Origin of the sequence: Rhizobium sp. NFACC06-2, from assembly GCF_900101425.1 — a bacterium.
In the GTDB taxonomy this organism is placed as follows: Bacteria; Pseudomonadota; Alphaproteobacteria; order Rhizobiales; family Rhizobiaceae; genus Agrobacterium; species Agrobacterium leguminum.
The window spans coordinates 214,079-227,125 of record NZ_FMVA01000004.1 but is presented as its reverse complement, the minus strand read 5'-3'; the positions used below and the strand labels follow the sequence as shown (position 1 = coordinate 227,125).

At 60.7% G+C, this 13,047-nt stretch carries 15 protein-coding genes; 8 read left to right on the top strand and 7 right to left on the bottom strand.

Translation table 11 applies throughout. The annotated features are described in order from the left end of the window. Positions 1-60 precede the first annotated feature (60 nt). From ccmB to F3H58_RS09880, 4 genes are all read left to right on the top strand, one after another. The gene (gene ccmB / locus F3H58_RS09895; RefSeq protein ID WP_149742062.1) at positions 61-720 is read left to right on the top strand and encodes a heme exporter protein CcmB; all 660 of its coding nucleotides are present in this window, start codon (positions 61-63) and stop codon (positions 718-720) included. 74 nt (positions 721-794) lie between these two features. Next, a complete protein-coding gene (locus F3H58_RS09890; RefSeq protein WP_149742061.1) occupies positions 795-1,556 on the top strand; it encodes a heme ABC transporter permease in 762 nt (253 codons plus the stop codon). A 4-nt stretch (positions 1,557-1,560) separates the two neighbouring features. Continuing rightward, a complete protein-coding gene (gene ccmD, locus F3H58_RS09885) occupies positions 1,561-1,734 on the top strand; it encodes a heme exporter protein CcmD (protein ID WP_060725377.1) in 174 nt (57 codons plus the stop codon). Beyond that, positions 1,731-2,330 (top strand): DsbE family thiol:disulfide interchange protein, encoded by a 600-nt coding sequence (locus tag F3H58_RS09880; RefSeq protein ID WP_121490288.1) that lies wholly within the window; start codon positions 1,731-1,733, stop codon positions 2,328-2,330. The genes ccmD and F3H58_RS09880 overlap by 4 nt, the downstream gene beginning before the upstream one ends. 16 nt (positions 2,331-2,346) lie before the next feature. On the opposite strand, the gene F3H58_RS09875 is transcribed toward F3H58_RS09880, so the two are convergent. From F3H58_RS09875 to F3H58_RS09845, 7 genes are all read right to left on the bottom strand, one after another. Beyond that, entirely contained in the window at positions 2,347-3,528 is a 1,182-nt protein-coding gene (locus F3H58_RS09875; protein WP_188128853.1) for a GGDEF domain-containing protein, read from the bottom strand. 118 nt (positions 3,529-3,646) lie between these two features. After that, positions 3,647-4,243 (bottom strand): DUF2585 domain-containing protein, encoded by a 597-nt coding sequence (locus F3H58_RS09870; protein ID WP_149742060.1) that lies wholly within the window; start codon positions 4,241-4,243, stop codon positions 3,647-3,649. Next, positions 4,240-4,890 (bottom strand): septation protein A, encoded by a 651-nt coding sequence (locus F3H58_RS09865; RefSeq protein ID WP_065656922.1) that lies wholly within the window; start codon positions 4,888-4,890, stop codon positions 4,240-4,242. The genes F3H58_RS09870 and F3H58_RS09865 overlap by 4 nt, the downstream gene beginning before the upstream one ends. A 2-nt stretch (positions 4,891-4,892) precedes the next feature. Then, positions 4,893-6,329, bottom strand: a complete 1,437-nt coding sequence (gene ftsY, locus F3H58_RS09860) for a signal recognition particle-docking protein FtsY (RefSeq protein WP_149742059.1) — start codon at positions 6,327-6,329, stop codon at positions 4,893-4,895. 32 nt (positions 6,330-6,361) lie between these two features. Further along, entirely contained in the window at positions 6,362-7,636 is a 1,275-nt protein-coding gene (mtaB, locus tag F3H58_RS09855) for a tRNA (N(6)-L-threonylcarbamoyladenosine(37)-C(2))-methylthiotransferase MtaB (RefSeq protein WP_149742058.1), read from the bottom strand. After that, positions 7,633-8,532 (bottom strand): diaminopimelate epimerase, encoded by a 900-nt coding sequence (gene dapF / locus F3H58_RS09850; RefSeq protein WP_149742153.1) that lies wholly within the window; start codon positions 8,530-8,532, stop codon positions 7,633-7,635. The genes mtaB and dapF overlap by 4 nt, the downstream gene beginning before the upstream one ends. A gap of 121 nt (positions 8,533-8,653) precedes the next feature. Continuing rightward, positions 8,654-9,724: an MBL fold metallo-hydrolase gene (locus F3H58_RS09845; protein WP_149742057.1), complete on the bottom strand. Its 1,071-nt coding sequence runs from the start codon at positions 9,722-9,724 to the stop codon at positions 8,654-8,656. A gap of 326 nt (positions 9,725-10,050) precedes the next feature. On the opposite strand from F3H58_RS09845, the gene ffh reads away from it, so the two are divergent. The 4 genes from ffh to rimM all read left to right on the top strand — a co-directional run bounded on the left by ffh (position 10,051) and on the right by rimM (position 13,046). Continuing rightward, entirely contained in the window at positions 10,051-11,619 is a 1,569-nt protein-coding gene (gene ffh / locus F3H58_RS09835; protein ID WP_065656919.1) for a signal recognition particle protein, read from the top strand. Between the two features lie 11 nt (positions 11,620-11,630). Beyond that, positions 11,631-11,948: a chorismate mutase gene (locus F3H58_RS09830; protein ID WP_003492497.1), complete on the top strand. Its 318-nt coding sequence runs from the start codon at positions 11,631-11,633 to the stop codon at positions 11,946-11,948. 33 nt (positions 11,949-11,981) lie between these two features. Continuing rightward, positions 11,982-12,359, top strand: a complete 378-nt coding sequence (gene rpsP / locus F3H58_RS09825; RefSeq protein WP_003520510.1) for a 30S ribosomal protein S16 — start codon at positions 11,982-11,984, stop codon at positions 12,357-12,359. Positions 12,360-12,479: 120 nt separating this feature from the next. Further along, positions 12,480-13,046 (top strand): ribosome maturation factor RimM, encoded by a 567-nt coding sequence (gene rimM, locus F3H58_RS09820; RefSeq protein WP_149742056.1) that lies wholly within the window; start codon positions 12,480-12,482, stop codon positions 13,044-13,046. The last annotated feature ends 1 nt before the right edge of the window (position 13,047 follow it).

The window sequence follows — 13,047 nt, the reverse complement described above, 5'->3', positions numbered from 1 at the left end:
TGAGGGGGAGATGCCCGGCAGGGCAGAGGGGGGTAAACCACACCCGCAGAGGCCTACCCAATGACCCCCCTCCTCCTCCGCGACATCAAACTCTCCATACGCGCCGGCGGCGGCGCGCTGATCGGCGTGCTGTTTTTCATGACAGTGGTTGCCGTCATTCCCTTCGGCGTCGGCCCCGATCTCAACCTGCTCGCCCGCATCGGCCCGGCCATCGTCTGGATCGGCGCGCTTCTGTCCGCCCTTCTCGGCCTGGACCGGCTGTTCCAGGCGGAGCGGGATGACGGGTCACTGGACCTCATTCTCATGCAGGAAAACCCGCTGGTGCTGACGGTCCTGATCAAATGCCTGGCGCATTGGGTCGGAACCGGCCTGCCGCTGGTATTGGCCTCGCCGCTGCTTGGCCTCTTCATGAACATGGACGAAGTGGCGATCGGCGCCGTGATGCTGACCCTTCTCGTCGGCTCGCCCGCCATCACCTTCATCGGCGCGGTAGGGGCGGCGGTTGCCGTGGCTTTGCCACGCGGAGGGCTTCTGGTGTCCATCCTCGTGCTGCCGCTCGCCATTCCCGTGCTGATCTTCGGCGTCAGCGCGTCGTATGTGGCGGTGCAGGACCCGGCGCCCTTCATGCCGCCATTTCTCATTCTGTGTGCGATCACGTTATTTTCAGCCGTGACCGGACCTTTCTTTGCCGCTTTGGCGCTGCGCAATGTTATGGATTGATGAAACCACGCCAGACGATCCCCGATTGACAGGGATCAATTGCGGGGCGGCCATTCTCGGGTTACACAAACGGCATGAACGAGCAGACCTTCACCATCACCAAATTCAGTGATCTCGCCAATCCCACCCGGTTTCTGGCGCTGGCGGCGCGCATTCTGCCATGGCTCGCTGCGCTCACGGTGCTGGTGCTGGCCGCCGGTCTTTATCTGTCCTTCACCACCGAAGGCGATTATCAGCAGGGTTACACGGTGCGCATCATGTATGTGCATGTGCCGTCCGCGTGGCTCGCCATGATGTGTTATTCGGTCATGGCGGTCTCCGCCATAGGCACCCTCGTCTGGCGTCACCCGCTGGCGGACGTCAGCCACAAGGCCGCCGCCCCCATCGGCGCGGCCTTCACGCTGATTGCACTCGTCACCGGCTCGCTCTGGGGCAAGCCCATGTGGGGAACCTGGTGGGTGTGGGATGCGCGGCTGACCTCCGTCTTCGTGCTTTTCCTGATGTATCTGGGCCTGATCGCGCTCAACCGCGCCATGGACGATCCTTCCAGAGCCGCCCGCGTCAGCGCCGTGCTGATCCTCGTCGGTTTCGTGAATATTCCCATCATCAAATTTTCGGTCGAGTGGTGGAACACGCTGCACCAGCCTGCAAGCGTCATCCGCATGGGCGGCTCCGCCATCGATGCGGAATTCCTCTGGCCGCTGCTGACCATGGCCGTCGGGTTCACGCTGCTGTTCTTCACCCTGCACATCGCCGCGATGCGCAACGAAATCTGGCGTCGGCGCGTGGCCGCGCAACGGCGTCTCGCGGCGCGTATGGCGAACCGGGAGGGCTGAGGTGATGACGCACGCCTTTTATATCGGCATGTCCTATGCGGCGACCGGCCTTGTCGTTCTCTGTCTCATCGCCTGGGTCGTCGTGGACGGTCAGGCACGCAAACGGGAGTTGAAAGAACTCGAGGCATCCGGCGTGCGCCGCAGGGCGAGAGCCGGTTCCGCAGGTGACGCGCAATGACGCAGGCTGACCGGGACACCAAGGCCAAAACGACAGGCCGTGCACGCTATGCGCTTGCACTGCTGCCGTTGCTGCTGTTCGGCGGTTTCGCCCTCGTCGCCGGCAAGATGCTTTACGATCAGGACGTGAACGGGCTGGATATCAGCGCCATTCCCTCGGCGCTGATCGGCACCAGGGCGCCCACCCTGTCTCTACCGCCGCTGGAAGGCTCCAACCTGCCAGCTCTGACCGATGCCGCCATCAAGGGCAAGCTGACTCTGGTGAACGTCTTCGCCTCCTGGTGCATTCCCTGCCGGCAGGAGCATCCGCTGCTTCAGGAATTGGCGAAAGACAGCCGCATCACCGTCGTCGGCATCAATTACAAGGACAAGCAGGATAATGCGCTGCGCTTCCTCGGCGAACTCGGCAATCCCTTTGCTGCGATAGGCGTCGATCCGAACGGCAAGGCCGCGATAGATTGGGGCGTCTACGGCATTCCGGAGAGTTATCTGGTCGGCGCGGATGGCACGATCCTTTATAAAAAGGTCGGCCCCTTCGATGCCCGCAGCGTCGAGCGCGATCTGCTGCCAGCCATTGCGGCCGCAGCCGGGAAATAACGCGCTCGGTAAGCCATCACCCCTTGGTAACGACCCTCAGCGAAGGGCCTTCAGCCGGCAGACGTATGCCTTCCAGCACCACCTGATCGCGACCGCCGCGTTTTGCGGCATAGAGACCGTCATCGGCCCGCTTGATGGCGTCATGAATGGAGTGATCTCCCCTCGCGACGGCCGAGACACCGAAGCTCGCGGTGATCTGGCTGGTTACACCCCGGTTGCGCCAATCGAGCGACGAAAGACCTGTCCGCATGCCATTGGCTAGCTGACCGGCTGCGGCAGCTGTCTGGCCAGGCAGGAAGACCACAAACTCCTCACCGCCAAAGCGCGCCACCAGCGCATCCTCTGGCGCATTGCGCCTGAGCAGATCGGAAAGACCGATAAGAACGATATCTCCAGCCGCATGACCGTAAACATCGTTGATACGCTTGAAGTGGTCTATGTCGCAGGCGATGACCGCACCCTGAGGGATATCGTTGCGAAAATCGGGAACTCGGCGGTCGAAGCCGCGCCGGTTCAGCACGTCCGTTAGCGGATCATGCTCTGCCGCATGCAGATGCCGGTCGACGGTGACGGAAATCTGGCTCGCGAGCACGGAGAGCGCCAGCAGGAAGCCGAAGATGCTGGCGGCAAGCTGCATGTAGAAAGCATAGTCGGATTCGAAGAATTCGCTGAGCTCGATCATCGAGCCGCTCGGCGTCATCACCAGCAGCATGCCGATGCGCACCAGCGTCTCCAGTACCACAAGACAGGCGATTACCACCATCAGCCTGTCGGCAAGCGCGACGGGGCGCTTTCGCACGAGCCAGACCGGAATCGCGAGCAAAAGGGCGCAGACGAGATCGCCGATGACGAGCTCGCGTTTCAGATCCGGCGTGGCGAAGACATGGAAAGAGACCAGCAAAACCGCGGCAACCACGATCGACAGCCTGGCCGTGATATAAAGCGGCCGCCCGAAATGGACGAGCAGAGCGTGGCCATAGAGGAAGAAGGCGGAGAAGAACAACAGGTTCGAAACAATCGCCTGTATTTCGAAGGGCAGGCCGCCAAGCACCAGAGGTGTCGCAAAACCGAAGGCCGCCGAAAGATATCCTATACCCCAATAGCGGGCGGAAGCGTGGCCGATCCTTTGCAGGAACAGGAACACCACGCCGAATGTCAGCATGATGAAGGGGAGAAGATAGGCGAAGTTGTCTTGCAATGGGTTCTGCCGGAGGGAGATACGAGCCTTTGCCTGACACTACCGCAATGCCATTAAGAAAACCTGCATATATTGCGCGGCTTCCGTGCCTTTCGGCCCGCCGGCCAGGAAAACCCGTTCACATTTGCGGGAGCGCGTTCTGCCATTCCTTGATCGCGTCCACGGGCCAGAGCAGCATGACCACGTTGAGCGTCAGGTTGTCACGGATCAGCCAGCCGGTGAAGATTTCGAAGAAGATGGCGATCACCACCGTCAACCACACCGGCACACGGGCGGCGAACAGGAAACCCAGCACCATGAAAACGGTATCCATCGCCGAGTTCAGGATGCTGTCGCCGGTATAACCCAGCGCCATCGTCGCAGTCCGATAACGATCGATGATGAGAGGCGAGTTTTCAAGAATTTCCCATGCCGCTTCCACCAGAACCGCAAGCGAAAGCCGCATGGAAAGCGACCTGTTGCGGAACAGCAGCCAGGCGAACCAGTAGAACAGGAAGCCGTGAATGATATGCGAGGGCGTATACCAGTCGGCCAGATGCTGGGAATTGCCCGGCGTGTTCACGCCCGGCTCGAACAGCTTCACATAACCGCATTCGCAGATCGGAATGCGGCCCATGGCGTAAAGGATGACAATCTGCAGGAGAAGCAGCCCGGCGGCCACGCCGAACCATTTGAGCGAGCGCGAACGGGAAGCCGACATCTCTGCAACTGTCATTTTTCGTCCTTGTTGAGCGGTTCCAGTGAATGGCGCATGACGAGCGGCATCTGCGCCATGGTGAAGATGATGGTGATCGGCATCGTGCCCCACACCTTGAAGGCAACCCAGGTGTCGGTGGTGAACATGCGCCACACCACCTCATTCAGCACCGCAAGAAAGAGGAAGAATATGCCCCAGCGCAGCGTCAGCTTGCGCCAGCCCTCATCCGTCAGCCGGAAGGCCGAGTTGAAGACATAACCGAGCAGCGATTGCCCGAAGAACAGGCCGCCGAGCAGAATGACACCGAACAGCGTGTTGACGATGGTCGGCTTCATCTTGATGAAGGTGTCGTTCTGCAGCCAAAGCGTCAGCGCGCCGAACACGAAGACCACGATGCCTGATATCAGCGGCATGATCGGCAGCTTGCGCGTCAGCACCCATGAGACGGAAAGCGCCAGAGCCGTTGCGATCATGAACAGGCCGGTGGCGATGAAGATCGGTCCGCCGAATTCCGTCAGCACGGGGAAAGTGGAGGCCAGCCATTCGCCGCGGGAATTGGCGAAGAAGAACACCATGAGCGGGCCAAGCTCGAGCACGAATTTCAGGAGCGGGCTGATTTCCGCCACCATCTTTTCGCTTTCCTTGGAATTGCTTTCAATATCCATACTCAAACTCCCGCAATGGCCTTGGCGAAATCTTCCGCCTCGAAGGGCTCCAGATCATCAACACCTTCACCCACACCGATGAAATAAACCGGCAGCTTGTGTTTGGCAGCGATGGCAACGAGGATACCGCCCCGCGCCGTGCCATCCAATTTTGTCATAATCAGGCCCGAAACACCCGCGACATTGCGGAATATTTCCACCTGGTTCATGGCGTTCTGGCCGGTCGTCGCATCCAGCGTCTGCAGCACGGTGTGCGGCGCATCCGGATCGAGCTTGCCAAGCACGCGCACGATCTTTTCCAGCTCGGCCATCAGCTCCGTCTTGTTCTGCAGGCGGCCGGCCGTATCGATGATGAGCACATCGCTTTTCTGCGCCCGCGCCTGCTCATAGGCATCATAGGCAAGCCCGGCCGCATCTGCGCCAAGCTTGGTGCCGATGAATTGCGAGCCGGTGCGGTCCGCCCAGATCTTGAGCTGCTCGATGGCCGCCGCGCGGAACGTATCGCCGGCCGCCAGCATGACCTTGAGGCCCGAACCGGAAAGCTTGGCGGCAAGCTTGCCGATGGTCGTCGTCTTGCCCGTACCGTTCACGCCGACAACGAGAATGACATGCGGCTTGTGTGAAAGATCGAGTTCCAGCGGTTTGGCGACAGGCTTGAGGACCTTGGTGATCTCGCCCGCCATGATGCGCGCCACATCCTCGCCGCTCACATCCTTGCCGTAACGCTCGGAAGACAGGGCGCCGGTGATGCGCATGGCAGTCTCGACGCCGAGATCGGACTGGATGAGAAGATCCTCCAGCTCATCGAGCGTATCCTCATCCAGCTTGCGCTTGGTGAAAAGCGCAGAAATCTGCGTGGTCAGCTGCGACGATGTGCGGGCAAGCCCGGCCCGCAGGCGCTGAAACCATGTCAGTTTTGCCTGTGGTGCGGCAGGGGCAGGCTCCTGCCGCTCACTGGCGGACGAAAAACCCTTTGGTAGAGCTGGCGGTATAACGGAGGGCTCGGCGGCAGTCGCGGCTTCGGCCTCGTCAAGCAGTGCATCCATCGCATCCGCATCCAGCACGACATCCGCTGCTTCGGCGGCAGATTCGGCCTGCTCTTCGGCGGCGGCTTCCGCCTGTAGCAACGACAGCGGCACCACGCCCATATCGCCGGAAAGCTCGGCACCGGGCAGAAGCGGTGCGTCCTCTTCCTCGTCATCTTCGGGAAGGACCACGTCCGTCGCCTCGTCCGGGGCTGGTCCGCCGGCCGTCTCCATCTCCAGTTCGGAAACCGGGTCCTTATCGACAGGGCCATGCGCTTCGGCGTCGCTTAGCGCCGCTTCGAAGGAAGCGTTTTCATTGCCGCGCTCAGGCGCGGCGTCCTCTTGCGGCCGCTCATTCGTTTCGGCCTTGTCCTTGCCGAACGAAAAGACTTTTTTGATGAAGCCGAGGGCCATGGTCGTTCCCGTGTGTTTTCTCTTGTGCCGCCTCAGGCCGCATCCGCCGCCAGAAGCTTCATGTTCAGATGTTTGCCGTTGTGGCCGGTAATCGCAACCTGCGCAAGAGTGCGCGGAGCAAGATGCGGCGCCTCCACCAGCGTGAAATTGTCGGTATGCGCAAAACCGTTGTTTTCAACGAGGATCGTCTGCACCGAACCGACCATATTTTGCAGATGCGCCAGCTTCAGCGCCTCGCCGCGCTCCCGAAGCCTCGCCGCCCGCTCCTTCACCAAAGCCCGGTCAAGCTGCGGCATGCGCGCCGCCGGCGTGCCGGCACGTGGGCTGTAGGGAAAGACATGCAGGCTGGAAATGCCGCATTCTTCCGCAAGCGTCGCGGCGTTTTCGAACATCTCTTCCGTCTCGGTCGGGAAACCGGCAATCATATCCGCACCGAAGGCGATATCGGGCCTGAGTGATCGCACCTCGTTGCAGAAGCGAATGGCATCAGCCCGCAAATGGCGGCGTTTCATGCGTTTCAGGATCATGTCGTCGCCATGCTGGAGGGACAGGTGCAGATGCGGCATGAAACGCGGCTCATCGGCAATCAGATCCATCAGATGGCGGTCGGCCTCAATACTGTCGATGGAGGAAAGGCGCAGACGCAGAATATCTGGCACCTGCTTCAGCAATGTCTTGGCAAGATAACCGAGGGAAGGTTCTCCCGGCAGGTCCGCGCCATAGCTCGTTGCATCCACCCCCGTCAGAACGATCTCGCAATAACCGCTTTCCGTCAGCCTGCGCGCCTGATCCACCACGGCTCCCATCGGCACGGAGCGAGAATTGCCGCGCCCATAGGGAATGATGCAGAAGGTGCAGCGATGATCGCAGCCGTTCTGCACCTGAATAAAGGCGCGCACATGCCCGTCTATGTGCTTGACCATCTGCGGCGCGGTCGCCTTGATGCTCATGATATCGTTGACGCGCAGCTTTTCTTCCGCCGAAACGCCGAAATCCGGCAGCGCACGATAGGAGGCGCTTTTCAGCTTCTCTTCATTGCCCAGCACCGCATCCACCTCGGGCATCTCGGCAAAGGTCTGTTTCTCGGTCTGGGCGGCGCAGCCGGTAACGATGATACGGGCATGCGGATTGTCCCGCCTTGCCCGGCGGATGGCCTGGCGTGCCTGACGCACCGCCTCACCCGTCACGGCGCAGGTATTGACCAGCACGGCATTGTTAAGCCCGGCCTTTTCGGCCTCCGCCCGCATCACTTCCGATTCATAGGTGTTGAGACGACAGCCGAAGGTTATGACCTCGACGCCGCTCATACAGCCCCCCGCTCGACCGCATCGCGCGCCCAGGCGCCAGTGACGGGATCGACGGAACCCGACCATTCCCATTCGGCCGGGCCGGTCATGATGACATGATTATCCTCGCGCCAGTCGATGGTCAGCGGCACATGGATAGGGCTGGAGGCGACATCGATAGTGACCTTCCGGCCGGTGCGACCCGTGCGGGCAGCGGAAACGGCTGAGGCGCAGGCGGCCGAACCGCAGGCGAGTGTCAATCCAGCGCCGCGCTCCCAGGTGCGGGTGCGTAGCGCGCTGTCGGAAATCACCTGCGCCAGCGTGATATTGGCCTTTTCCGGGAACATCGGGTGATTTTCGAGCAGTGGCCCGAAACGCTCGAGATCGAACTCCATCGGATCGCGATCCACCCAGAAAACCGCATGCGGATTGCCCATGGACATCACGGCCGGCGAATGCAGGATCGGCGCATCGATCGGCCCGATCTGCAATTCGATACGGCTGGTATCGTGGAACTCTTCCGAAAGCGGAATATCGCTCCAGCGGAAACGCGGCAGGCCCATATCGACGGAAATCATGCCGTCTTCATGTTCGACGGCGTTGAGGATGCCAGCCACCGTCTGGAAAGTGAAACTGGTCTTGCCCGTTTCGGACGACAGCGCCTGCACCACGCAGCGCGTGCCATTGCCACAAGCCTGCGCCTTCGTGCCATCGCAATTGAGGATGTCGATAAATGCATCCGTGCCACTGACACGCGGATCGTGGATGGCCATGATCTGGTCGAACTGTGTGGCAGCATCGGCGTTCAGCGCAATCGCCGCCTCCGGCGTGACCATATCCTTGCGGCCGCGCATGTCGACAACGAGGATCTTGTTGCCAAGCCCGTTCATCTTCGCAAATTCGACCGTATCCACCATTGCCCTAAACCTGAAAACCGCCTGAAAATCGGATTGCATAGGGGATTTCCCCGCGCTTTCGCCCTATATGGCGGAAAGGGCAGCAAATTACCAGACTGTTACGGCGCAAACGCGGCAGCGATCAGGCGGAAGGCACGTCGAAGACCTCACCGGGGCGCATCGGCCGAAAACGGCTCTCCTCCACCCCCTGCTCTGTCAATGCGACCTTCAGGGCCGCAAGCGGCGCATCCACGGCCTCATCCGTCAACTGTACCGTACCCCAATGGTGCCCGCAGACATGCGCCGCACCGCAAAGCTTCATGCCTTCCACGGCTTCCGCCGGGTTCTGGTGCTGGCCCTTCATGAACCAGCGCGGCTCGTAAGCGCCGAAGGGCAGGTTGGCGAGGCGGAACTCGCCATGCTTCTTGCGCGCGGCGTGATAGTTGAGTCCCTCATGGAAGCCGGTATCGCCGATATGGTAAATCTTGCCGCCAGGCGTTTCGATGACGAAAGCCGCCCAGAGCGCCATCCGCCGGTCATTCAGGCCGCGCGCCGACCAGTGGTGGCAAGGCTCAAAGTGAATTTTCACCGCACTGGCATCGATCACATCGCCCCAGTCCCCCACCTCTATACGGGCCGCCTCGACACCGGTGCGGATGATGGCGTCATTGCCAAGCGGCGTGATGAAAAGCGGCTTGTGCGCCACATGCAGGCGCTTCAGCGTTTCCATATCCAGATGGTCGTAGTGATTATGCGTCACCAGTACCAGGTCGATGGGCGGCAGGTCCTCGAAACGGATGCCGGGGGCATTGACCCGTTTGGGACCGGCGAAGCTGAACGGGCTGGTGCGCTGCGACCACACCGGATCGATGAGAATATTCAGCCCCGCCGTCTGGATGAGAAACGAGGCATGGCCGACGAAAGTGACGCGCATATCCCTACCTTCGATCCGGGCTTCCGGTTTTGCGAAGGGAAAAGGGCTCGGATAGCTTTCCGGCCATGTGGCGCGCTCGCCATTGAAGCGCCATTTCATAAGGCCCATGAAATTGCCGGGCGGCGAACCGCCGGGATTGAAGAAGCGTACCCCGTCGAAATGATCGGAGATCGGGCCGCTATAATAGGCGCTCGCGTTCGAACGGCGGGCATAGAGGCCCCCACCCGCCAGAGCAAGCAGACCAAGAGCGGAAAAACGAAAGAAGTTTCGACGTTTCATGACAAAGGTATAAGGAGCGAAAGGGCCCTGTTCAAGCGCCGCCAATGGCCGCCTGCGGTCAATCACGCAAAGATGAAATGCGGGCCTTTTCGGCCGCAAACCCGTGCCGCCTTGACTTTTCCCGCACTTTCCTGTTTATCCCGCCCATCAGCTGGCAGTTTCATGACTCCAAGCCGCCGACCAGGACCCGCAAAGGTATAAAGAGATCCCGGAGGTCAACACCCGACAGCGCGATGCGCCCTCGGGTGCTTTTTGGCTTTGCGTCTTGTTTTTGGCAGCGAAAGCACCGACGTTTCGGAAACCCCGGAACGAAGAAGGAAGAAACGATGTTTGAAAACCTCCAGGACCGCCTTGGTTCCATTCTGAATGGACTGACCGGCCGTGGCGCGCTGACGGAAGCTGATGTTGCCGCCGCCCTGCGCGAGGTTCGCCGTGCGCTTTTGGAAGCGGACGTTGCACTGGAAGTCGTGCGTTCCTTCACCGACAGGGTGCGTGAAAAGGCTGTTGGTGCCGCCGTCCTGAAGTCGATCAAACCCGGCCAGATGGTCGTCAAGATCGTGCATGACGAGCTTGTCGAGATGCTCGGCACCGAAGGCGTCTCCATCGATCTCAACGCCCCCGCCCCCGTCGTCATCATGATGGTGGGTCTGCAGGGCTCGGGCAAAACCACGACCACCGGCAAGATCGCCAAGCGCCTGACCGACCGCGATAAGAAGAAGGTGCTGATGGCATCTCTCGACACGCGTCGTCCGGCCGCCCAGGAACAGCTTCGCCAGCTCGGTGTCCAGACGAGCATCGATACGCTGCCGATCATCGCCGGCCAGTCGCCGACCGATATTGCCGCCCGCGCCGTACAGGCCGCCAAACTCGGCGGCCATGACGTCGTCATTCTCGACACCGCCGGCCGTACCCATATCGACGAACCCTTGATGCTGGAAATGGCCGACATCAAGAAGAAGTCCAACCCGCATGAAATCCTGCTGGTCGCGGATTCGCTGACCGGTCAGGACGCCGTCAATCTGGCGCGCAACTTCGATGAGCGCGTCGGCATCACCGGCCTCGTGCTGACCCGTATGGATGGCGACGGACGCGGCGGTGCGGCTCTCTCCATGCGTGCCGTCACCGGCAAGCCGATCAAGCTGATCGGTATTGGCGAGCGGATGAACGAACTCGACGAGTTCCATCCGCGCCGTATTGCCGACCGTATTCTCGGCATGGGCGACATCGTCTCGCTGGTCGAAAAGGCCGCCGAAAACATCGATGCGGAAAAAGCCCGCGCCATGGCCGAGAAAATGGCCAAGGGCAAGTTCGACCTCAACGATCTCTCCGACCAGCTTGCCCAGATGAAGAAGATGGGCGGCATGGGCGGCATCATGGGGCTGATGCCCGGCATGGCGGGCATGAAGGACAAGATGGCTTCGGCTGGCATGAACGACAAGATGTTCGACCGCCAGATTGCCATCATCTCCTCCATGACCAAGGCCGAGCGCGCCAATCCGGACATTCTTAAACACAGCCGCAAGAAGCGCATCGCCGCCGGTTCCGGCACGGATGCCGCTGAAATCAACAAGCTCTTGAAGATGCATCGCGGCATGGCTGACATGATGAAGGCCATGGGCGGCAAGGGCAAAGGCGGCATCATGAAGCAGATGATGGGCGGCCTTGCCGGCAAGATGGGCCTCGGTGGCCTTGGCGGCGGCATGCCTGACCTGTCGAACATCGATCCGAAGCAGCTCGAGGCGCTCCAGAAGCAGGCTGAAGCCGCCGGTCTCGGCAAGCCGGGCGCAATGCCCGGTCTTGGCGGTCTGCCGGGCGGATTGCCGGGTCTGGGTGGCGCCAAGCTGCCGGGTCTTGGCGGCATGCCGGGCCTGCCCGGCTTTCCGAAAAAGAAGTGAGGGGGACACCAATGAACAATGCAGAGGTGAAAGCCCAGCTTTCCGAATACCGCCAGTCGATCGACAATATCGATGCCGCACTGGTTCACATTCTTGCCGAACGTTTCCGCTGTACCAAGGCGGTGGGCGTGCTGAAGGCAAAGTACAATTTGCCGCCGGCTGATCCGGCGCGCGAGGAATACCAGATCGAACGCCTTCGCCGCCTGGCGAAGGATGCCAATCTGGACCCGGATTTCGCCGAGAAGTTCCTGAACTTCATCATCAAGGAAGTCATCCGGCATCATGAAGCAATCGCCGCCGAACATGGCGGCACCGAAAAGACCGCCTGAACGGCGGACAAGCCATCCTAAGGAGTAAATAACATGGCACTGAAAATTCGTCTCGCACGCGGTGGTTCCAAGAAGCGCCCGTATTACCAGATCGTCGTTGCTGACGCCCGTTCGCCCCGCGACGGCCGTTTCCTCGAGAAGGTCGGTTCCTGGAACCCGATGCTCGGCAAGGACAACCCGCAGCGCGTTGAGCTGAAGGCTGACCTCATCAAGGAATGGATCGCCAAGGGCGCACAGCCGACCGACCGCGTTCTGCGCTTCCTCGCAGAAGCCGGCCTTGCCGAGCGCGCCGCTCGCAGCAACCCGGAAAAGGCAAAGCCGGGCAAGCGCGCTCTCGAGCGTATCGCTGAAAAGAAGCAGAAGGCTGAAGATGCAGCCGCTGCTGCTGCGGAAGCCTCTGCTGCAGAATAATCTGCACGGAAACTTTTGAAGAACGGGTGGCGTGGTTTTCCATGCCGCCCGTTTTTTGTTTATTTTGGCGTCAACAAACCGTAAAGCTGACGCAACCAACACCAGAAGACGGACGGCCCGATGGCAAAGCTGGAAAACCCGGTACTCATGGCAAAGATCGGCGGCGCACAGGGCCTGCGCGGCGAAGTCCGTGTCAGCACCTATACGGCCGATCCGATGGCGCTTGGCGATTATGGCAACCTTTTTACCGCCGATGGCCGCGTTTTCGAAATTCTGGAAGTGCGCGAGGGCAAGAACGTCGTCGTCGTTCGTTTCAGGGGCATCAACGACCGCAATGCGGCGGAAAGCCTGAATGGGCTGGAACTGTTCATCGAGCGTGACAATCTGCCCGACGACGAGCTTGACGATGACGAGTTTTATTATGCCGACCTCGAAGGGCTGGAAGCCGTCGATGCCGATGGCAAAAGTTACGGCGCCGTCAGCGCCGTCTATGATTTCGGCGCAGGTGATCTGCTGGAGCTGAAAGGTGCAGGCCGCCGCCCCGCCCTCATTCCCTTTTCGGAAGCAGCGGTGCTGGAAATCGACCTCGAAGCCGGTCGCATTCTCATCGATCCGATGGCCGCCGGCCTGATCGACAATCCTGACGACAAGGACGAAACCGGCGCATCGCCGTTCGGCAAGAAATAAA